21 protein-coding genes and 1 pseudogene are annotated in these 19,328 nt (G+C 69.7%); 11 read left to right on the plus strand and 11 right to left on the minus strand.

The window, feature by feature from the left end:
- Together PGN14_RS16650 and PGN14_RS16655 are read right to left on the minus strand one after the other, a co-directional pair.
- Window positions 1-449, minus strand: a pseudogene (locus PGN14_RS16650) (hypothetical protein); the annotation flags it as partial.
- 103 nt (window positions 450-552) lie between these two features.
- Entirely contained in the window at window positions 553-2,013 is a 1,461-nt protein-coding gene (locus PGN14_RS16655) for a putative bifunctional diguanylate cyclase/phosphodiesterase (RefSeq protein WP_335300704.1), read from the minus strand.
- Window positions 2,014-2,098: 85 nt separating this feature from the next.
- Between PGN14_RS16655 and PGN14_RS16660 the strand changes: the two genes are divergently transcribed.
- On the plus strand, window positions 2,099-2,353 hold the full coding sequence (locus PGN14_RS16660) for a hypothetical protein (RefSeq protein ID WP_335300705.1): 255 nt from the start codon (window positions 2,099-2,101) through the stop codon (window positions 2,351-2,353).
- A 155-nt stretch (window positions 2,354-2,508) separates the two neighbouring features.
- Here PGN14_RS16660 and PGN14_RS16665 read toward each other — a convergent pair whose 3' ends face one another.
- Both PGN14_RS16665 and PGN14_RS16670 read right to left on the minus strand, forming a co-directional pair.
- Window positions 2,509-3,417: an ROK family protein gene (locus PGN14_RS16665; protein WP_335300706.1), complete on the minus strand. Its 909-nt coding sequence runs from the start codon at window positions 3,415-3,417 to the stop codon at window positions 2,509-2,511.
- Window positions 3,418-3,861 (minus strand): MarR family winged helix-turn-helix transcriptional regulator, encoded by a 444-nt coding sequence (locus PGN14_RS16670; protein ID WP_335300707.1) that lies wholly within the window; start codon window positions 3,859-3,861, stop codon window positions 3,418-3,420.
- 118 nt (window positions 3,862-3,979) lie between these two features.
- Between PGN14_RS16670 and PGN14_RS16675 the strand changes: the two genes are divergently transcribed.
- The 8 genes from PGN14_RS16675 to PGN14_RS16710 all read left to right on the plus strand — a co-directional run bounded on the left by PGN14_RS16675 (window position 3,980) and on the right by PGN14_RS16710 (window position 12,395).
- Window positions 3,980-4,882 carry an alpha/beta fold hydrolase gene (locus PGN14_RS16675; RefSeq protein WP_335300708.1) on the plus strand — a complete coding sequence of 301 codons (903 nt, stop codon included), beginning with the start codon at window positions 3,980-3,982 and terminating at the stop codon, window positions 4,880-4,882.
- Window positions 4,879-5,541: a DsbA family oxidoreductase gene (locus PGN14_RS16680; RefSeq protein WP_335300709.1), complete on the plus strand. Its 663-nt coding sequence runs from the start codon at window positions 4,879-4,881 to the stop codon at window positions 5,539-5,541. Before PGN14_RS16675 ends, PGN14_RS16680 begins: the two co-directional genes overlap by 4 nt.
- A 164-nt stretch (window positions 5,542-5,705) precedes the next feature.
- Window positions 5,706-6,578 (plus strand): GNAT family N-acetyltransferase, encoded by an 873-nt coding sequence (locus tag PGN14_RS16685; RefSeq protein ID WP_335300710.1) that lies wholly within the window; start codon window positions 5,706-5,708, stop codon window positions 6,576-6,578.
- Window positions 6,575-8,047: an NAD-dependent succinate-semialdehyde dehydrogenase gene (locus PGN14_RS16690; protein ID WP_335300711.1), complete on the plus strand. Its 1,473-nt coding sequence runs from the start codon at window positions 6,575-6,577 to the stop codon at window positions 8,045-8,047. Before PGN14_RS16685 ends, PGN14_RS16690 begins: the two co-directional genes overlap by 4 nt.
- Window positions 8,048-8,049: 2 nt before the next feature.
- A complete protein-coding gene (locus tag PGN14_RS16695) occupies window positions 8,050-9,126 on the plus strand; it encodes a tartrate dehydrogenase (protein WP_335300712.1) in 1,077 nt (358 codons plus the stop codon).
- Between the two features lie 195 nt (window positions 9,127-9,321).
- Window positions 9,322-10,737, plus strand: coding sequence for an aspartate aminotransferase family protein (locus PGN14_RS16700; protein ID WP_335300713.1), 1,416 nt, complete (start codon window positions 9,322-9,324; stop codon window positions 10,735-10,737).
- 9 nt (window positions 10,738-10,746) lie between these two features.
- A complete protein-coding gene (locus PGN14_RS16705) occupies window positions 10,747-11,241 on the plus strand; it encodes an Lrp/AsnC family transcriptional regulator (protein WP_335300714.1) in 495 nt (164 codons plus the stop codon).
- A gap of 5 nt (window positions 11,242-11,246) precedes the next feature.
- A complete protein-coding gene (locus PGN14_RS16710) occupies window positions 11,247-12,395 on the plus strand; it encodes an amidohydrolase (protein ID WP_335300715.1) in 1,149 nt (382 codons plus the stop codon).
- 123 nt (window positions 12,396-12,518) lie between these two features.
- Here the strand turns inward: PGN14_RS16710 and PGN14_RS16715 are convergent, their stop codons facing one another.
- The 5 genes from PGN14_RS16715 to PGN14_RS16735 all read right to left on the minus strand — a co-directional run bounded on the left by PGN14_RS16715 (window position 12,519) and on the right by PGN14_RS16735 (window position 16,617).
- Window positions 12,519-13,385 carry a copper resistance protein B gene (locus PGN14_RS16715; protein WP_335300716.1) on the minus strand — a complete coding sequence of 289 codons (867 nt, stop codon included), beginning with the start codon at window positions 13,383-13,385 and terminating at the stop codon, window positions 12,519-12,521.
- A complete protein-coding gene (locus tag PGN14_RS16720; protein WP_335300717.1) occupies window positions 13,382-15,163 on the minus strand; it encodes a copper resistance system multicopper oxidase in 1,782 nt (593 codons plus the stop codon). The genes PGN14_RS16715 and PGN14_RS16720 overlap by 4 nt, the downstream gene beginning before the upstream one ends.
- Before the next feature lie 31 nt (window positions 15,164-15,194).
- On the minus strand, window positions 15,195-15,767 hold the full coding sequence (locus tag PGN14_RS16725) for an RNA polymerase sigma factor (RefSeq protein WP_335300718.1): 573 nt from the start codon (window positions 15,765-15,767) through the stop codon (window positions 15,195-15,197).
- Window positions 15,768-15,915: 148 nt separating this feature from the next.
- Window positions 15,916-16,353: a periplasmic heavy metal sensor gene (locus PGN14_RS16730; RefSeq protein WP_335300719.1), complete on the minus strand. Its 438-nt coding sequence runs from the start codon at window positions 16,351-16,353 to the stop codon at window positions 15,916-15,918.
- Window positions 16,354-16,356: 3 nt separating this feature from the next.
- Window positions 16,357-16,617, minus strand: coding sequence for a hypothetical protein (locus PGN14_RS16735; protein ID WP_335300720.1), 261 nt, complete (start codon window positions 16,615-16,617; stop codon window positions 16,357-16,359).
- 151 nt (window positions 16,618-16,768) lie between these two features.
- Here PGN14_RS16735 and copC point away from each other — a divergent pair, with 151 nt between their 5' ends.
- Entirely contained in the window at window positions 16,769-17,146 is a 378-nt protein-coding gene (gene copC / locus PGN14_RS16740) for a copper homeostasis periplasmic binding protein CopC (protein ID WP_335300721.1), read from the plus strand.
- Window positions 17,147-17,171: 25 nt separating this feature from the next.
- Window positions 17,172-18,038 carry a copper homeostasis membrane protein CopD gene (copD, locus tag PGN14_RS16745; RefSeq protein ID WP_335300722.1) on the plus strand — a complete coding sequence of 289 codons (867 nt, stop codon included), beginning with the start codon at window positions 17,172-17,174 and terminating at the stop codon, window positions 18,036-18,038.
- 21 nt (window positions 18,039-18,059) lie between these two features.
- On the opposite strand, the gene PGN14_RS16750 is transcribed toward copD, so the two are convergent.
- Window positions 18,060-18,434, minus strand: coding sequence for a hypothetical protein (locus PGN14_RS16750; protein ID WP_335300723.1), 375 nt, complete (start codon window positions 18,432-18,434; stop codon window positions 18,060-18,062).
- A gap of 5 nt (window positions 18,435-18,439) precedes the next feature.
- Window positions 18,440-19,183, minus strand: a complete 744-nt coding sequence (locus PGN14_RS16755) for a DUF4198 domain-containing protein (RefSeq protein ID WP_335300724.1) — start codon at window positions 19,181-19,183, stop codon at window positions 18,440-18,442.
- Window positions 19,184-19,328 lie beyond the last annotated feature (145 nt).

Below are 19,328 nucleotides of genomic sequence, written 5' to 3' on the forward strand. Positions count from 1 at the left end.
GCGCCGGATCGATCGTCGCCGGCATCCCCAACGCCCGCGACAGCGCCGCCGACGTCACCCGATCGCATCGCGACCACCGCTCCGCCATGCCGATCGGGCGCGACCCCGATGGCGACGACGCGACCATCCTGTCGCAGGAAAAAGCCGCGTGCCCCCATGGCGGCGATCGCCTGCGGACGCCATCGCGCCGTCCCGGCCTTCAGGAGGGAGGCGGCGTGACCGCTCGTGTGCACCGTCGTCACGCGCCCGTCGCGCGCGACATGCAAAATCGCCTCCGCGCCCCGAACCTGACCATGGTCAGGCGGCGCCAGATCGGCGTGATCGCGCGCCGCTTCCTCCACCTGGACGCACAGCGCGCGCAACAGCGCCTGAGTCCGTTCGACATGCACGGCAGCGGAGCGGCGCTCCAGGTGGGAGAAGCTGGGGATCACTACGCTCGCCAGCAGCACCCGTCGCCCCGAGGGCACCGGCGACACCCACCGCGCTCAGCATCAACACCAGCCGCGCCCCCAGCGACGGGGGTGCGCAGCGCGCGCAGCAGCCTGCGCATCGTCAGCCGTCGGTTCCGGTCCGCGCCAGAAGCGGCGGCGCCATGCCCGCCAGCCATCGCCGATGCGCCAGCCCGATCGCCTGCGCCGCATTCACCGGGATCGAGAAATACGCGCCCTGCAGATGGCTCGCCCCCGCCGCCCGCAGCAGGTCGACATGCCCCTGCGTCTCCACCCCTTCGGCCACCACGTTGAGGCCCAGCGAATGCGCGAGATGGACGATCGAGCGCACGATCGCCAGCGACTCGCGCTCGCGCGGCATCCCCTCGATGAAGCTGCGGTCGATCTTCAGCGTGTCGAGCGCGAAGGTGCGGATGTTGTAGAGCGAGGAATAGCCAGTGCCGAAATCGTCGAGCGCGATGCGGAAGCCCAGCGCGCGCAGCGCATCCAGCGTTCGCGCCGCGCCTTCCGCATCGTCGAAGATGGCGGTTTCGGTGATCTCGATCTGCACCCGCGCGGGATCGACCCCGGCGCGCTGCACGCGCGCGCTGACGTCGGCGACGAAATTCTGCCGCCGGAACTGGCGCGGGCTGACGTTGACCGAGACATATTGGCCGGGAAAGCGCTTCACCGCCATCAGGCTGCGCTCCATCACCCAGTCGCCGAGATCGTGGATCAGGTTAGATTCCTCCGCGATCGGGATGAAGATCGCGGGGCTGACCGGCCCATATTCCTGCGTGTCCCAGCGCAGCAGCGTCTCGAATCCGACGACCTCGTGCGCGCTGCCGCTGACGATCGGCTGGAATGCGATCGACAGCTCGCCGCGCTCGATCGCGTGGCTCAGCCCTTTCTCGATCCGCTGGCGCAGCCGGACGCTCTCATCCAGTTCGTGGTCGAACAGCCGGGCGCAATTGCGGCCGTGGCGCTTGGCATCGTTGAGCGCGAGGTCGGCGCGGCGCAGCAGACGGCACGGGTCGTTCGCCCCTGCCGCCTCCGCGACCACCAGCCCGATCGACGCCGCCCCGCGTACCGACTGGCCGAAGATGGTGACCGTCGTGGAACAGGCCGCCACCAGCGCGTTGGCGGTCGCCAGCGCCGCCGTCTCGCCGGTCGTATCGTAGAGCAGGCCGAATTCGTCGCCACCCAGCCGCGCCACCATCCCACCTGCGGGCATCGCATCCTGAAGCTGGCCGCACACCGCGCGCAGCAGCGCGTCCCCGGCGAGATGGCCGATCGTGTCGTTGACCAGCTTGAACCGGTCCAAATCCAGCATCGCCACTGCGAACGAGCCGGGGCGCCGCGCCCGCTCCGCCAGCGCGCGCTGGAAGGCGACGCGATTGGGCGCCTCGGTCAGCGCGTCATGGCTGGCGATGTGCAGCGCGCGGCTTTCGTTGGCGGCCAGTTCGGCGGCCTGCTGTTCCAGCTGCACCACCTGCTGCGCCAGCGTCGCGCGGGCGTCGCGCAGCGCGCGGTCCAGCCCCCAGCGCTTGCCCAATGCGGTCGCCAGCTGCGCCACCTCGCTCACCTCGAACGGCTTGGCGACATAGAACAGCCGGTCGACCGGCCCGGCGACCCGGCCGATGTCGAGCAGCGAGAAATCGGAATAGCCGGTGACGATGACGATGTTGATGTCGGGGGTCGAGCGCGCGGATGCGCCGCGCCGTCTCGCGTCCGTCGATCCCCGGCGGCATGCGCACGTCGATGAAGGCGATGCGGAACGGATCGCCCGCCGCCATCGCGCGCTCCACCTCGGCGACCGCGTCCAGACCCTGAAGATGGTGGACGATCTCGAACACTGGCGCATCGTCATTGTGCGGCGGATGTTCGGGCAGGACGCCGAACAGCTCGCCCGCCATCGCGGATAGCACCTCGGCCGATCGCGGCGGCGGGATCAACGCCAGCCGGTAGCTTTCGTGTATCACCGGCTCGTCGTCGACGATCAGAATCCGCATCGGCCTTGTCCCTCCCCCCCGGGATGCCGGGCAACGCCGGCGCGTGAAGAAGGGGTAAGCGCGCAGGGTTAAGCAGACGTAAACCGCTCCTCCAGCGCCATCTCGCCCAGCACCACTGCGCCCAGCGGCCCGGCATTGCCGCCCAGCGCGGCGGGGACGATAAACGTCTCCATCTCCTGCACTTGCGGCAAGGCGACATAGCCGTTGAGGTTGGCCGCGGTGGCGCGGCGCAAGCGCGGCAGCAGGTCGGGATTACCCACCATGACGCCACCGCCCAGCACGATGCGACGCGGCACGCCGGTCAGCGTCAACGTCGCGAACAGGTGCGACAGCGCATCCACCACCGTGTCCCAGGCGGGATCGTCGAGCGACAGCGTTTCGCCCTTCATGCCGGTGCGTGCGGCGATCGCCGGTCCCGCGGCCAGCCCCTCGACGCAGGCGCCGTGGAACGGGCACGCGCCGCCCCAGTCGTCGCCGGGCAGCCGCGGCGGGCGGATGTGCCCCAGCTCCGAATGCGTCATCCCGTCGACCGGACGACCGTGCGCGATCATGCCTGCACCCACCCCGGTGCCGACGGTGACATAGGCGAGGTCGCCCAGCCCCTGCCCCGCGCCCCAGCGCGCCTCGCCCATCGCGGCGCCCACCACGTCGCTATGGAAGCCGACCGGCACGCCGTAGCGCGCCTTCAGCCGCTTCGCGACATCGGTATAGGCCCAGTGCGGCTTGGGCGTGGAGGTGATCTGGCCGTAATCGCCCGCCTGCGGATCGATCGAGACCGGGCCGAAGCTGGCGACGCCGATCGCGGCGAACTCGCGCCAGCCGTCCAGCGCCGCCTCCAGCGCGGGCAGCGTCTCGTCCGGGTGGGTGGTGGGGACGCGCACTTCCTCCAGGATGCGGTCGGGGCCGCTCGCCAGGATCGCGATGCACTTCGTCCCGCCCAGTTCCACTCCGGCGATCAGTCGCTCCGACGTCGGCATTCAATGGTCCTCCTGCGCCGCGGCGTCGATCCGCCGCAGCATATCGGTGAATTGTTCCAGCTCATGGGCCTCGAACCGGCCGAAGATCCGGCGCTCCCACTCCATCGCCTTGGGCGCGACCTCGGCATAGAGTGCGCGTCCCGCCTCGGTCAGCGCCAGATGATGCGAACGGCGGTCGTCCGGATTGGGCGCGCGCGCCAGCAGCCCGCGCGCGGTCAGCGCGATCGCGGCACGGCTGACCGTCACCTTGTCCATCCGGCTGCGCTCGCCCAATTGCGCCTGGGTGATCGGCGCATGTTCCGCAATCAGCGCGATCAGCCGCCACTCCGGGATCGATAGCCCGAACAGCGCGTCATACGCCTGCGCGATCCGGTCGCTCACCAGGTTGGAGGTGACCGACAGCAGATAGGGCAGGAAGCGGTCGAGATGGAGGCGATCGGCCATGGGACACGCGCGCTACCACGGGATGGGGCGCAAAGGAACGTAGCGCGGAACCGCGGGGCGGAATGTTGCATTATCGTGACGCCTGCCGGATAACCTGCGGACTGATGGCGACGGGACGATGACGGGGATACGCGCGAACGGGATCGAGATCGATTATGAGGAGCACGGGCCGCGCGACGGCCCGGCGGTTCTGCTCGTGATGGGTCTGGGCGCGCAGCTGGTCCGCTGGCCGATCACGATGGTCGAGGCGCTGGCGGCACACGGCCTTCGCGTGATCCGGTTCGACAATCGCGATGTCGGGCTGTCGACGAAGTTCGACCATGCCGGCGTGCCCAGCATCGTATGGACCGCGATGCAGAAGCAGTTCGGCCGCACCCCCGCTGTCCCCTATATGCTGCGCGACATGGCACAGGATGCGATCGGCCTGCTCGATGCGCTGTCGATCCCGCGCGCGCATGTCGTCGGCGCATCGATGGGCGGGATGATCGCGCAACTGATGGCCGCCGACTGGCCCGACCGGGTCGAGACGCTGACCTCGATCATGTCGACCACCGGCCGCTCCGATTGCTCGCGCCCGACGATGCGCACCACCGCGCTGCTGCTGCGCCACCCGCGCAGCGACGATATCGAGGCGATCGTGGCGCATGGCACGATGGCCGGACGCGCGGTCGGCGGGCGCTTCCCGATGGAGGATGCCTTCATGGCCGAGCGGATCCGCAGCGAGACGCTGCGCAACCGCTGCCCCACCGGCTTCCTGCGCCAAATGGCGGCGATCATCGCCGATGGCGACCGCACGGAGCGGCTGCGGCGCATCGCCGCGCCCACGCTCGTCATCCACGGCAGCGACGATCCGCTGGTGCCCCCAGCCGGCGGGCGCGAAACCGCGCGCGCGATCCCCGGTGCGCGGCTGATCGAGATCGACGGCATGGGGCATACGCTGCCGCCGCAGGTGATCCCCACCATCGTCGATGCCATCGCCGCGCATGTCGGCGCGGTCGACCCGGTCGCACGCGCCGCGTGACCGACGACCGCCCCGTCGTCCGCATCGATATCGTGTCGGACATCGTCTGCCCGTGGTGCGCGATCGGGCTGGCCGCGCTCGACCAGGCGATCGCGCGTGCTGCCGATGCGGTGCGGGTGGACCTTGCCTTCCACCCGCTTCAGCTCAATCCCGGGCTGCCACCCGAGGGCGAGCGCGTGAGCGACAATCTGGCGCGCAAATATGGCGCCGGTCCCGACCAAGCGCGCGCCGCCGGCACGCGCATCCGCGAGGCGGCGGCGGAGGCCGGCGTCGATCTCGGCGCGCGCCCCGACCGCCTCTACGACACGTTCGACGCGCACCGGCTGCTGCACTGGGCCGGCGTTCACGGCGGGCAGCCGGCGCTGAAGCGCGCCTTGCTCGACAGCTATTTCGTCCGCGGCGAGAACGTGTCCGACGCGGACGTCCTGGTCGCGGCCGCCACCCGCGCGGGCCTCGACGCGGCGGCGGCGCGCGCGGTGCTGGAGAGCGATGCCTGTGCCGGCGAGGTCCGCGCCGCGGAGCTGTACTGGCGCGGCGAAGGGGTGTTGTCGGTACCGACGATGGTGCTCGACGGGCGCTACGTCATCCCCGGCGCGCAGCGCGTCGACCGGCTGGAGAAGGCGCTGCGCCGTCGCGCGGCGGAGGCTACCACCGCCTGACTGACGCCGCCGGTGCGGCAGCATATGCCGGGACAGCCCCGGTGCCCGCGCGCCATTATGTTCGGGAAAGCGTGTCGAGTGCGGCAGCCAATGCTTGATGCGCCTGCCTAATTTCCTCCCATCGCCGTCCGGTGATGCGATTCGGCCTGCGAAGGAGAAGATGGATGGCCACCGACATTCGCGTGATGGCGACCTTGCGTCGCATGACGCCCGCGGATCTGCCCACCGCGCACGATCTGTCGCGCGAGGCCAAATGGCCGCACCGTATCGAGGATTGGGAGATGATGCTGGCGCTGGGCGACGGCCAGGTCGCGGTGATCGACGATACGGTCGTCGGCACCGCGCTGACGTGGCGGTTCGGCGCCGACACCGATCCGGCGAAGGCAGCGACGATCGGCATGGTCATCGTCTCGCCCGCCGCACAGGGCATGGGGATCGGCCGCCGCCTGATGGAGGCGCTGCTGGGCGAGGTGGCGGGGCGCAGCGTGATGCTGAACGCGACCGAGGAAGGCCTGCCGCTCTATCGCAAGCTGGGGTTCGTGGAGACCGGCGCGATCGTCCAGCATCAGGGCGCGGCCTTTGCGGTGCCGGTGGCGGAGCTGATCCCGGGCGAGCGCGTCCGCCCGCTGGGTGCGAAGGACGACGACACGCTCCACGCGCTGGCGCGCGCCGCGACCGGCATGGACCGCAGCGCGCTGCTCGACGCGATCGTACCGGGCGCGCAGGGGGTGATGCTGACGCGCGAGAACGAGCCGGTCGGCTTCGCGCTGTTCCGCCGCTTCGGCCGCGGCTATCTGGTCGGGCCGGTGGTGGCCCCCGATGCCGGCGGGGCGAAGGCGCTGATCTCGCACTGGCTCGGCTCCAACGCGGGCGCCTTCTGCCGGCTCGACGTGCCGGAGGACAGCGACATTTCGGAATGGCTGGAGGAACTGGGCCTGCCGCAGGTCGGGCGCGTCGTCACGATGGTGCATGGCCCGGTGCCGGTCACCGACCCCACGACCCGGCTCTTCTCCCTCACCACACAGGCACTCGGATGACCATCTCGCTTTCCGACCCGTCGCTGTTCGTCCAGCAGGCATTGATCGCGGGCGAATGGCGCGACGCCGCCGGTGGTGCGGCGATCGCGGTCGACGATCCCGCCACCGGCGCCACGATCGGCACCGTGCCCGATTGCACCGCGCAGGATACGCAGGCGGCGATCGCTGCGGCGGAGGCCGCATGGCCGGCATGGCGCGCGCGCACCGCCGGCGACCGCGCCGCGCTGATCGAGCGATGGCACGCGCTGGTGATGGCGAATGTCGCGGATCTCGGCCGCATCATGACCGCGGAACAGGGCAAGCCGCTCGCGGAGGCGGAGGGCGAGATCCGCTATGCCGCCACCTTCATCAAATGGTTCGCGGAGGAAGCGCGCCGCATCGACGGATCGATCGTGCCGGGGCCGGAGGCGAACCGCCGCATCCTGGTGATGAAGCAGCCGGTCGGCGTCTCCGCCGCGATCACGCCATGGAACTTCCCCGCCGCGATGATCACGCGCAAATGCGCGCCTGCGCTGGCGGCGGGGTGTCCGGTGGTGGTCAAGCCGTCCGACCTCACCCCCTTCACCGCGCTGGCGCTCGCAAAGCTGGCGCAGGATGCGGGTATCCCCGCGGGCGTGTTCAACGTCGTCACGGGTCGCCCGGAGGCGATCGGCGCTACGCTGACCGCTAGTCCGGTGGTGCGCAAGCTGTCCTTCACCGGATCGACCCGCGTCGGCGCGCTGCTGATGCGCCAGTCGGCCGACACCATCAAGCGGCTGAGCCTGGAACTGGGCGGCAATGCGCCGCTGATCGTGTTCGATGATGCCGATATCGATCTGGCGGTGGCGAGCACCATGGCCAGCAAGTTCCGCAACGCAGGCCAGACCTGCGTCTGCGCCAACCGCATCCTGGTGCAGGACGGCGTGTTCGACACGTTCGCGGCGAAGCTGGCGGCGGCGGTGTCGGCGCTGAAGGTCGCGCCCGGCACGCGCGAGGGCGCGACGATCGGCCCGCTGATCAACCATGCCGCGGTCGAGAAGGTGCGCGCGCATATCGACGATGCGCTGTCGCACGGCGCCTCGATCCATGCGCAGGCGGGCGAGGTCGCACCCGATGCCGGCGCCGACCGCTTCGCCACGCCCGTCGTGCTGACGGGTGCCACGCACGCCATGCGGCTGGCGGACGAGGAGACGTTCGGCCCGGTGGCGCCGCTGTTCCGCTTCACCCATGAGGCGGAGGCGATCGAACTGGCCAATGCGACCCGCTTCGGCCTCGCCAGCTATTTCTATACCGAGAACCTGCACCGCGCCTTCCGCGTCGCGGAGGCGCTGGAGGCGGGGATGGTCGCGCTCAACACGGGCGGGATCGCGATGGAGATGGCGCCGTTCGGCGGCATCAAACAGTCGGGACTGGGGCGCGAGGGCGCGCATGCCGGGATCGACGAATATCTGGAAACCAAGGCGTTCCACATCGGTGGGCTGAAGGCGTGACCATGACCAGCAACCGTCGCTACTCGATTGCCGTCATCCCCGGGGACGGCATCGGCAAGGAAGTGATGCCCGAGGGCATCCGCGTGCTGGAGCGTGCCGCCGCGCGCTTCGGCTTCACCATCGACCAGACATGGCACGATTTCGCCTGCTGCGACTATTACGCGCAGCACGGCACGATGATGCCGGAGGACTGGAAGGAGCGGATCGGCGATCCGTCGGCAATCTTCTTCGGCGCGGTTGGCTGGCCCGATACGGTGCCGGACCATGTCTCGCTCTGGGGTTCGCTGCTCCAGTTCCGGCGCGAATACGATCAATACGTCAACCTGCGCCCCGTCCGGCTGATGCCCGGCGTCCCCTGCCCGCTGGTCGGGCGCGAGCCGGGCGATATCGACTTCTGGGTGGTGCGCGAGAATACCGAGGGCGAATATAGCGCGGTCGGCGGGCGCATGTTCCCCGGCACCGATCGCGAGGTGGTGATCCAGGAAACGGTGATGACGCGCCACGGCACCGATCGCGTGCTGCGCTACGCCTTCGACCTGGCGGCCACGCGCGAGCGGCGCCACGTCACCTCCGCCACCAAGTCCAACGGCATCGCCATCACCATGCCGTGGTGGGACGAGCGGGTGGAGGCGATGGCGGCCAACTATCCGACCGTCACCCACGACAAATATCATATCGACATTCTGACCGCGCAGTTCGTGCTCAACCCCGATCGCTTCGACGTGGTGGTGGCATCCAATCTGTTCGGTGACATCCTGTCGGACCTGGGGCCGGCGTGCACCGGCACGATCGGCGTCGCGCCATCGGGCAACATCAACCCCGACGGCACGCATCCGTCGCTGTTCGAGCCGGTCCACGGCTCCGCGCCTGATATTGCGGGCAAGGGCATCGCCAACCCGGTCGGACAGATCTGGTCCGCGGCGATGATGCTGGAGCATCTGGGCGAGATGGAGGCGGCCGCCGCGATCATGCGCGCGATCGAGACGGTGCTGGCCGACCCCGGCCTGCGTACCGGCGACTTGAAGGGCCGCGCCAAGACCGTCGAATGCGGCAAGGCGATCGCGGACGCGCTGGAGTAACGATGAAAAGCGGGACCCCGGGTCAAGCCCGGGGTGACGGGGAGGATACGCGCCGCTCCCTGTCGTCACCCCGGCCCCGCTTCTTCTCCACCACAGCACGATCTGCCGCCCCACTCCTGCAAAACACCATCGCCTGCGCGCCGCACCCGCCACAAAACGCGCTTCCCGCCGCATCCGCGGGCCTAGGCTCCGCGCATGAGCACGAACCAGACCCCCGCCGCCGGCGCGCTGCCGAACCGCTCGCTGCTGGACGTGGATCGCGACCATCTGATCCACCCGGTCACCTCCTTCCGCGGGCACGAGGCGCGCGGTGCCACGCTGCTTCAGTCGGGTCAGGGCATGTGGCTCACCGACATGGCGGGCAACCGCCTGCTCGACGCTTTCGCGGGCCTGTGGTGCGTCAACGTCGGCTACGGCCAAGAGAGCATCGTCGAGGTCGCCGCCGAACAGATGCGCCGCCTCCCCTATGCCACCGGCTATTTCCACTTCGGCAGCGAGCCCGCGGTGCGCCTCGCCGAGAAACTGGTGGAGATCACCCCCGCGGGCCTCGACCATGTCTATTTCACGCTCGGCGGGTCCGACGCGGTGGACAGCGCGATCCGCTACATCACGCATTACTGGAACGCGGTCGGCCGCCCGTCGAAGAAGCAGTTCATCGCGCTGGAGCGCGGCTATCACGGGTCGAGCAGCACCGGCGCCGGGCTGACCGCGCTGGCCAACTTCCACCGGCAGTTCGACCTGCCGCGCCGGTGGCAGCATCATCTGCCGTCGCCCTACCCCTATCGCAGCGAGACGCCCGGCGACGATGCCGCGATCATCGCCGCCTCGGTCGCGCAGCTGCGCGCCAGAGTCGAGGAACTGGGCGCGGACAATGTCGCCGCTTTCTTCTGCGAACCGATCCAGGGATCGGGGGGCGTCGTGGTGCCGCCGCGCGGCTGGCTGAAGGCGATGCGCGACACCTGCACCGACCTCGACATCCTGTTCGTCACCGACGAGGTCATCACCGGCTTCGGTCGCACCGGGCCGATGTTCGCGTGCGACGCGGAAGACGTCTCGCCCGACCTGATGACGCTCGCGAAGGGGCTGACCGCGGGCTATGTCCCGATGGGCGCGGTGATGATGTCCGACAAGGTGTATCAGGGCATCGCCGACGGCGCCGCGCCGGAACTGGCGATCGGCCACGGCATGACCTATTCGGGCCACCCGGTCAGCGCCGCGGTCGGGCTGGAGGTGATCCGCCTGTACGAAGAAGGCGGCATCCTCGCCAACGGGCAGAAGGTCGCGGCACGCTTCGACGCCGGCATGGCGATGCTCGCCGACCACCCCCTGGTGGGCGAGACGCGCGGGCGCGGGTTGCTGGGCGCGATCGAGCTGGTCGCGGACAAGGCGACCAAGGCGCGATTCGACCCGGCGTTGAAGATCCCCGACCGGCTGTTCGCCGCGGGCTATGCCAATGGCGTCATCTTCCGCTCCTTTCCGGACAATATCATCGGGCTGGCCCCGGCGCTGTGCGCCAGCGATGCGGAGATGGACGAGATCTTCGCGCGGATCGGCAAGACTCTGGACGGATTGCTCGACGAGCGCGATATCCGCGCCGCACTCGCAGCATAGGGGCGCTTTATGGTGGGTGGGATCAAGCTGGACCGGATCGATCTCAAGATCCTCACCCAGCTGCAGCAATCCGGGCGGATCACCAACGTGGAGCTGGCCGATGCCATCGGTCTGTCGCCCAGCCCCTGCCTCACCCGCGTCAAGCGGCTGGAGAAGGCGGGCTATATCACCGGCTATGGCGCGCATGTCGATCTCGCCAAGCTGGGCGAGTTCCTGACCGTGTTCACCGAAGTGACGCTGACCGAGCATCGCGCCGGCGACTTTTCGCGGTTCGAGGCGCGCATCCGCAAGCTGGACGAGATCGTCGAATGCCATCTGGTCAGCGGCGGCTACGACTATCTGCTGAAGTTCGTCACCCGCGGAGTGGCGCATTACCAGTCGATCATCGAGGACATGCTGGAAAGCGACTACGGGATCGAGAAATATTTCAGCTACGTCGTGATCAAATCGCCGTTCATCAAGCATCATTACCCGCTCCAGCACCTGTTCGGTGAGCGCAAGTGAGCGGCATGGTCGACGATCTGCTGCCCGCGCTGGTCGAGCTGCGCCGCGACATCCACGCGCATCCGGAGCTGGGCTACAAGGAGCATCGCACCGCCGCGCTGATCGCCGCGCAATTGCGCGCGATCGGGTGCGAGGTGCACGAGGGGATCGGCGGCACCGGCGTGGTCGGCGTGCTGCGCCACGGCACGTCGCCGCGCACGATCGGGCTGCGCGCCGACATGGATGCCCTGCCGATCGAGGAAGAGGGCGCGGTCGCCTGGCGCAGCACCGCGCCGGGCGCGTTCCACGGCTGCGGGCATGACGGCCATGTCGCGATGCTACTGGGCGCGGCACAGCATCTGGCGCGCACCCGCCGGTTCGACGGCACGATCCATTTCATCTTCCAGCCCGCCGAGGAGGGACTGGGTGGCGCACGCGCGATGGTGGAGGATGGCCTCTTCACGCGCTTCCCGTGCGATCGCGTGTTCGCGCTGCACAACTGGCCCGATTTGCCGATGGGGACGATCGCGACCCGCCCCGGCCCGATCATGGGCGCGGCCGACAAGTTCGAGATCGTGCTGACCGGACGCGGCGGCCATGCCGCGATTCCGCAGGACACGCCCGACGCGATCCTGGCCGCCGCGCAACTGGCGACGCAGCTCAACACGATCGTCGCGCGCCGGATCGCGCCGACCGCCAGCGCGGTGCTGTCGATCACGCGGATCAACGGCGGGCACACGCACAACGTGCTCCCCGCCAGCGTGACGCTGGGCGGGACCGTGCGCACCTTCGACCCCGCGGTGCAGGACACGATCGAGGATGCGTTGCGCGCCGCGGCGGCAGGCGTGGCGATGGCGAACGACGTCTCGTTCGAGGTCCGCTACGACCGTTATTACCCCGCCACGATCAACCACGCCAATGCCGCCGCCGAGGCGCTGGCCGCGGCGGCGACCGTGGGCGACGCGTGCGTGGCGCCGGAGCCGGCGTTCACCTCGGAGGACTTCTCCTTCATGCTACAGGCGTGTCCGGGCGCCTATGTCTGGCTGGGTCAAGCGCGCGTGGATGCGCCCGGCGTGCCGCTGCACCACCCGCATTACGACTTCAACGACGCGGTGCTGCCGATCGGCATCCGGCTGCACGTCGCGCTGGCGGAGCGGCATCTGGCGATCGGTTGATAAAGCCCCTCCCCTTCAGGGGAGGGGTTGGGGTGGGGCAGTCAAAAGCTACTGGCGCTCATCTCTGCGAGGCTCCCCCCACCCCCACCCCCAACCCCTCCCCTGAAGGGGAGGGGCTTTTGGCTAAAACCAGAAGCGCACGCCCGCCACGAACGTCGTGGACGCCGCCCCCTCCCCCGCGTCCCGCAGGAACCGCGCGGTGCGACCGAACGATTTCTCACGGTTGATCCCCACATAAGGCGCGAACTCGCGCGCGATCTCGTAGCGCAGCCGCAGCCCCGCCTCCACGTTGGTCAGCCCGGCCCCGACCTGCTGGTCAGGCACGTCCTGCGCCGCGAGGTTCACCTCCAGCGCCGGCTGGAGGATCAGCCGCTGCGTGATGCGCTGGTCATAGCTTCCCTCCAGCCGCGCCGACACATCGCCGCGGTCGGACAGGAACGCCTGCGCGCTCACCTCGAACCAGTACGGCGCCAGTCCATCGATCCCGGCCACCCCATAGGTCCGCCCGCCGCGCTGCAAGTCCTGCCGCACGCCCGCCTCCAGGTTGAACCAAGGGTCGAGCGCGCGCCAGTACAAGGCCTGCACCTCCGCCTGCTCGGGGCGCTCGCCGAAGCGCCCCTCGCCTTCGGTCTTGATCGCGAACCGGTCGAGGTCGCCACCGACCCAGCCCTCGCCCTCCCAATGATAGCCGTCGCGCCCGCGGCCGGCGCGATATTCGGCGCGGTCGAGCATCCAGCGCGAGAAGATCATCCCCCCGCTCTCCTGCTCCATCCCCTTACGCGCCCGCGCGATGGCGGCGGGGTCGTAGAAGGCGTCGGCGGCGTGATCGCGCGCCACGGCGGGGGGCGTGCCCTGCGGTATCTCCGCCTCGACCACGGGCGATGCCGTCTCGCTCCCCGCCGCCTCGGGCGCGGGCGTGGCGTGCCCCATCGCCGCATGGTCCATCTGCGGTGCCGCCAGCAGCAGCGCAATCGTCGCGAGCGTGCTCATGCCGCATCGCCTTCCGCGCGCACGGTGACGACGCGCATCATGCCCGTGTGCATGTGCATCAGCATGTGACAGTGGAACGCCCAGTCGCCGATCGCATCCGCGGTCAGGTCGAAGCTCACCTTGCCACCCGGCAGCACGTTCACCGTATGCTTGCGCGGATCGTTCAGCCCCGCGCCCGTCACCAGATCGAAGAAATGGCCGTGAATGTGGATCGGGTGCGGCATCATCGTGTCGTTGATCAGCGTCACGCGAACGCGCTCATTGTGGCGGAACGGGATGCGCTCGGCGCCTTCCGACAGCTTCACGCCGTCGAACGACCACATATACCGCTCCATATTGGCGGTCAGATGGATGTCGAGCTTGCGTGTCGGCGTGCGCGTGTCGGACCGTGGGGTCAGTGCCTTCAGATCGGCATAGGTCAGCACGCGATGGTCGACGTCCTCCAGCCCGGTCGGCTTGTCGGCGACGCGATCCGCCGGCGCGGCGGAGACGGTGGCGAGCCCCGGCCCCACCTTGACGTTCGGCGGCAGCAGCGCGGTGTCACGCATCTTCATCGCATGTCCCGACATGCTGTCATTGGCGGGCTGGCTCAGGTCGATGACGCCGTTCTGCCCCATGTCCATCCCGGACATGTCCATCCCCATGTCCTTCATCGTCAACAGCGGACGTTGGCGCAGCGCGGGAATCGCGGCGACCATTCCCATCCGCGGCGCCAGCGTGGCGCGCACCAGCCCGGAGCGGTCGATCGCCTCCGCCACCAGCGCATAGGCCTGCGCATCGGTCGGGCGCACCACCACGTCATAGGTTTCCGCGATGCCGATCTGGAATTCGTCGGTCTCGACCGGCTGGACATGCTGTCCGTCGCACTGGACCACGGTCATCGCCAGCCCCGGCACGCGCACGTTGAAGTTGGTCATCGCCGACGCATTGACGATGCGCAGCCGCACGCGTTCGCCCGGCACGAACAGCCCGGTCCAGTTCTCGACCGTGCCATGACCGTTGACCAGGAAGCTGTAGGTCGAGCCGGTCACGTCGGAGATGTCGGTGGGGTCCATCCGCATCTTGCCCCATTCCAGCCGATCCTTCAGCGGCTGGTCGCGCCCCGCCAGCAGGCCGGCGAGCGTCTGCTTCTGGAAATTGTGATAGCCGCCCATCTGCTTCAGCCGCTTGAGCAGGATGTGCGGGTGGACCGGGCTCCAGTCCGACAGCACGATGACATGCTCGCGCTCGGCCTGCACCGGGTCGGTGCCGGCGGGATCGATCACGATCGGGCCGTAATGCCCCATCGCCTCCTGCATCCCCGAATGGCTGTGATACCAATAGGTGCCCGACTGCCGGACCGGAAACGCGTAGGTAAAGGTTTCGCCGGGGCGGATGCCGGGGAAGCTGACGCCGGGCACGCCATCCATCTGGAACGGCAGGATCAGCCCGTGCCAGTGGATCGACGTATCTTCCTTCAGGTGGTTGGTCACCGCCAGCCGGACGTTCTGCCCTTCCCTCAGCCGGATCAGCGGCGCGGGCACGGTGCCGTTGATCGTCACCGCATGCGCCGATCGGCCGCCGGTGCCGAAGCGGGATTCCGCGACCGTCAGCGCGATCGTCTCGCCCGACAGGGTCGCGCCGATGCCCCGCGCGGCGTCATGGCCCGGCGCATGCCCGTGCGTCCCGCTCTGTGCCCAGGCGGGAAAGGCACCGGTCAGCGCCGCGCCGCCGGCCAGCCCGGCGGCACCGCGGATCAGCGCGCGGCGGTCGATGGCCGCGTGACGGTCGATCGGCATGATATCGGCAACTCCAAGGGAGACTTTCGTCCTATACGCGCGGGTCCGCGTCATCCCTCAACATCGCCGTCAGTTTCTGGCGCGCGCGATACAACCGGGTTTCGACCGCTTTCTCGGTCAGGCCCAGCGCCTGCGCGGTTTCCGCCTGCGACAATTGCTCGATCGTGCGCAGCAGCAGCACCTCCTTCAGCGGGTCGGGCAGCGCGGCCACCGCGCGCTCGATCCGCCGCACCTCCTGCGCGGAGCGCACGGTTTCCTCCGGGCCGGGCGCGGCATCAAGCGCATCCACCGCTTCCTCCAGCGGGCGCGCAAAGGAGAAGAAGCGCCGCACCGCGCGCCGCCGTGCCCGGTCGCGGCACTTGTTGATCGCGATCCGCGACAGCCAGACGCGGAACGGTCGCGCCGCGTCGTAGCGGTGGAGCGCGGCAAAGGCGGCGACGAACGTCTCCTGCACGATGTCGAGCGCGGCGTCGGCATCGCCTCCGGCGTGGCTACGCGCGAGGCGATAGATGCCCTCGCGATGGCGGCGCATCAGCGCAGTATAGGCGGGCTGGTGGCCGGCGAGCGCCCGTGCGGCAAGGTCGGCGTCGGTCGCCTCCGTCATGCCGGGCTTGCCCCCAGGGTGACGTGGTGTTCTTGCCGCACCTGCGCCGTCACCCCGGCCTTGAGCCGGGGTCCCGCTTCTTCGCCGAGGTCACAAGGAAAGCGGGACCCCGGCGCAAGGCCGGAGTGACGGAACGGAAGGCACACGCTCACTTGGCCGGTTCGGTCAGCGCCTTGCCCACCGCGGCATCGAACTGTGCCGCCTGGTCGGGCCGCAGAACGCCGCGCATCGCGAAGACGTGCTTCAGCGTCTCCTTCTGCAACTGCCCCATCGCCATATGCGAGCGATCGACCGCCGCGGCGACCTGCGGGCCATAGCCATGTTCCGCCGCGATCGCCTGCGCCAGCCGCGCATTGTCGGCGCGCATCTCCGCCTCCAGCGCGGCGCGGCGCGCCGCAAAGCCCTGTTCCAGCAGATGGATACGTCGTTCCTGCCCGGCATCGAGCGTCAGCCGCTGGTGCAGGATCGCATGGATCTGGCTTTCCTCGCGCGGTGCGGGCGCGAGCCAGGTGCGCGCCACCCATACCCCCGCCAGCGCCGCCGCGAAGGCGACCAGCGCGACCAGCAGATACCGCCCCGCCGTCACCGCCTAGCGATCCAGCAGGCGCGACGGCGCATAGTCGGACATGCCCAGCACCGACGGGCTGGCCGCGGCCGGCGTCCCCGGCAGCGTCGTGCCCGCAATGCCCACCCCCAGCGCCACCACCGCGGCCAGCGCCATGCTGCGCCGCGCATGGATCGCGGCGCGGCGCCCGGCGACGCCGGTCATCACCGCCGCCTCGATCTCCGCCAGCCGCGGGTCGGCGGGCGCATCGCGCATCGCCTCCAGCATCCGGTCGACATCGGCCATCGCACGTTCCTTCCTTCCCGTCGCAGGCGATACGCCGCGGCGTCGTTCATCCCTCGCCACTCCGCGCAAAAAATCGTGTGCGGGGATGAGGGGGATGCCAGACCCATGCGTATCGACGGGGATTGCAACCCTGTCGACCCGGAGATCGTCCATGCGTCACATCCTGTTCGCCGCCGCCGCGCTCGCCACCGTCCTGCCCGGCGCCGCGCTCGCGCATCCCAAGCTGCTCGCCGCCTCGCCCGCCGCCAACGCCACCGTGGCGAAGCCGACGAAGCTGACGCTGACCTTCTCCGAAAAGCTGCTCGCGCCGATGAGCAGCGTCGAGCTGGTGATGACCGGGATGCCCGGCATGGCGAACCATGCGCCGATGCCGATCAAGGGCTTCAAGACCGCCGTCGAGGGCGACGGCAAGACGCTGGCGGTCACGCTGCCGCGTGCGCTGCCGGCGGGGTCCTATGATCTCACCTGGCATGTCGTCGCGGCGGACCAGCACAAGGTCGACGGCCAGTACAGCTTCACCGTCAAGTAAGCCCGGACGTCGGGGGGCCGGGAGCATGGACGCGATCCTCATCGCCGCGCGCTTCGCGCTGTACGTCGATCTCGCCGCGCTCGCCGGCCTGCCCCTGTTCTGGTGGAGCATGGGCGAACTGGCGCTGTCGCCGGGGCGGCGGGCGTCGCTGGCGGCGCTGGCGCTGGGCGGGCTGATCCTGTCGGCGACATGGCTGGCGGCGAGCGCCGCGGCGATGGCGGGTACGCCGCTGCTTCCCCCCGACACCGCCGTGATCGGCATGCTGCTGCACGACACGCCGATCGGCGCCGTGCTGGCGGCGCGTGTCGTCGCGATCGCGACGATGCTGGCGCTGCTAGCCCTCGCGCCGCGCACGCCGCCGCTGGCGATCGTCGCCGCACTCGCCGCCGCGACGCTGGCGGGGGTGGGCCATGCCGGCGCCGGCGAGGGCAGCGCGGGCTGGATCCATTGCATCGCCGACGGCCTCCACGCCGTCGCCGCGGCGGGGTGGTTCGGGGCGCTGCTTGCGCTCACCGGCGGGGTTGCCCGGCGCGTGTCGGCGGAGCGCTCCGCCATGGCGCTGCATCGCTTCTCGCTCTTCGGCACCGTCTTCGTTGCCGTGCTGGTGGTGACCGGGGCGATCAACACCGTGATGATCGCGGGATGGAGCGGCCTGCCGGCGCTGGCGTCGACGCTCTACGGTCGCCTGCTGATCGCCAAGATCGCGCTGTTCGGCGGGATGCTGCTGCTGGCCGCCGCCAATCGCTGGCAGCTGACCCCGCGGCTGATGCGCGACGGCGCCGCCGCCTTGCCCGCGCTGCGCCGTTCGCTGGCGCTGGAAACCGCGCTCGCGCTCGCCATCATCGCGCTGGTCGCGGCGCTCGGCACGATGGATCCGACCGCGGCGCCCTAGCGCGTGCGGCCGGGTCACCGCTCATTTTGCCTCGAACGTCCCGAAACTGCGCATCCCGGTCGCACGATCGGACAGCATCACCACCACCTTCGCCCCGGCCGGCGCGACGAGACCGGCCGCGGTCAGGTGGTTCTCGCCGGCGGCGACCAGCGGCGCCTCGGTCGTCGCGCCGTTGGCGGCGGTGACCGTCACCTTGCCCTCGTAACCGGATGCGGCAAGCGGGGTGTCGTCATCGCTGACATAGACGTCGACCCCGGACGCCCCGGTCACCAGTTCCACGCCGGTTTCGTTCACCTCCTGGATCTGCCCACCATGATGCGCGGTCAGCGTGCCATGCGCGCGAAGCGCGGCGGGGGCGGCGACCATCAGTGCCGCCAGAACGATCGTCTTCTTCATGATGCTCACTCCGGCTTGTGCGGCAGGACGAAGGACAGCGAGGCGCTGTGCTCGACCCGGTCGACCTTCGTCCGGTCGTCCGGCGGCCCTTCATAGATCGCCATCAGGACGTTCAGGCCCTGATTGCGCACCCTGATCGTCGCGATGCCGTCGGCCGCGGTCTTCACCCCGATGGCGTCCGGATCGTTGATATAGTCCGACAGGATCGTCACCCCCGCGACCGGCTTGCCCATGTACATCGCGCGCACGCGCATCGGCGCACCCATCTGCTGCGGGATTGCGAGGTCGACCGGCACCAGCTGGAGCCGGTGCCCGGGCAGCAGCGGCACCGGCTTCGTCGGCAGCTGCGTCAGGTGGACGGCATATTTCATCGTCCGCTCGGACAAGGTGGCGCCCGGCGCCTCGTCACGCCCCTTGTTGACGAAATGGCCGTCGGGCATCCGGCTCCACAGCCCGTAGTCCATCACGGCGGCGACCGCGGCGACCGGCGCATCGCTGTCCACCACCGGGATCGGACCGGCGACGCGCAGGGCCGTCTTCACCGGCGCCCAGTCGCCGTCATAGCCGGTGACCGCATTGACCAGCGGCAGCCGCTTGACCGCATCCAGATCGTCGGCGCCGACGCCATAGATGAAGGCCAGCTGTCGCGCGCGCTGCGCGAACCAGATCGCATGCGCGTCGAGCGGCACCGCCGCACTGGCCGCCAGCGCACATCCCGCGCCCGCCAGCAGGAAACGACGAACGGTCATTCCAACCCTCCCACACCATCAACGGAAGCGAGCAGGCTAGATCGGCGGGGAACGCGGAAATGCCGAAAAGGCCGTTCCGCGAAGCACGACATGTCAATTTGTGGCCCATGGTCAGCGCGCGGACCAAACCGGCGTGGACAGTTGC

Source organism: Sphingomonas adhaesiva (assembly GCF_036946305.1).
Taxonomy (GTDB): domain Bacteria; phylum Pseudomonadota; class Alphaproteobacteria; order Sphingomonadales; family Sphingomonadaceae; genus Sphingomonas; species Sphingomonas adhaesiva_B.

What these genes read in the sequence shown, in the direction of transcription:
- PGN14_RS16690 (WP_335300711.1), top strand. Translation starts at nt 6,575, where the DNA reads ATGACCATCTCGCTTTCCGACCCGTCGCTGTTCGTCCAGCAGGCATTG.
- PGN14_RS16705 (WP_335300714.1), top strand. Translation starts at nt 10,747, where the DNA reads ATGGTGGGTGGGATCAAGCTGGACCGGATCGATCTCAAGATCCTCACC.
- PGN14_RS16755 (WP_335300724.1), bottom strand. Translation starts at nt 19,183, where the DNA reads ATGACCGTTCGTCGTTTCCTGCTGGCGGGCGCGGGATGTGCGCTGGCG.
- PGN14_RS16750 (WP_335300723.1), bottom strand. Translation starts at nt 18,434, where the DNA reads ATGAAGAAGACGATCGTTCTGGCGGCACTGATGGTCGCCGCCCCCGCC.
- PGN14_RS16725 (WP_335300718.1), bottom strand. Translation starts at nt 15,767, where the DNA reads ATGACGGAGGCGACCGACGCCGACCTTGCCGCACGGGCGCTCGCCGGC.
- copD (WP_335300722.1), top strand. Translation starts at nt 17,172, where the DNA reads ATGGACGCGATCCTCATCGCCGCGCGCTTCGCGCTGTACGTCGATCTC.
- PGN14_RS16720 (WP_335300717.1), bottom strand. Translation starts at nt 15,163, where the DNA reads ATGCCGATCGACCGTCACGCGGCCATCGACCGCCGCGCGCTGATCCGC.
- PGN14_RS16670 (WP_335300707.1), bottom strand. Translation starts at nt 3,861, where the DNA reads ATGGCCGATCGCCTCCATCTCGACCGCTTCCTGCCCTATCTGCTGTCG.
- PGN14_RS16665 (WP_335300706.1), bottom strand. Translation starts at nt 3,417, where the DNA reads ATGCCGACGTCGGAGCGACTGATCGCCGGAGTGGAACTGGGCGGGACG.
- PGN14_RS16700 (WP_335300713.1), top strand. Translation starts at nt 9,322, where the DNA reads ATGAGCACGAACCAGACCCCCGCCGCCGGCGCGCTGCCGAACCGCTCG.
- PGN14_RS16695 (WP_335300712.1), top strand. Translation starts at nt 8,050, where the DNA reads ATGACCAGCAACCGTCGCTACTCGATTGCCGTCATCCCCGGGGACGGC.
- PGN14_RS16710 (WP_335300715.1), top strand. Translation starts at nt 11,247, where the DNA reads ATGGTCGACGATCTGCTGCCCGCGCTGGTCGAGCTGCGCCGCGACATC.
- PGN14_RS16685 (WP_335300710.1), top strand. Translation starts at nt 5,706, where the DNA reads ATGGCCACCGACATTCGCGTGATGGCGACCTTGCGTCGCATGACGCCC.
- PGN14_RS16715 (WP_335300716.1), bottom strand. Translation starts at nt 13,385, where the DNA reads ATGAGCACGCTCGCGACGATTGCGCTGCTGCTGGCGGCACCGCAGATG.
- PGN14_RS16675 (WP_335300708.1), top strand. Translation starts at nt 3,980, where the DNA reads ATGACGGGGATACGCGCGAACGGGATCGAGATCGATTATGAGGAGCAC.
- PGN14_RS16735 (WP_335300720.1), bottom strand. Translation starts at nt 16,617, where the DNA reads ATGGCCGATGTCGACCGGATGCTGGAGGCGATGCGCGATGCGCCCGCC.
- copC (WP_335300721.1), top strand. Translation starts at nt 16,769, where the DNA reads ATGCGTCACATCCTGTTCGCCGCCGCCGCGCTCGCCACCGTCCTGCCC.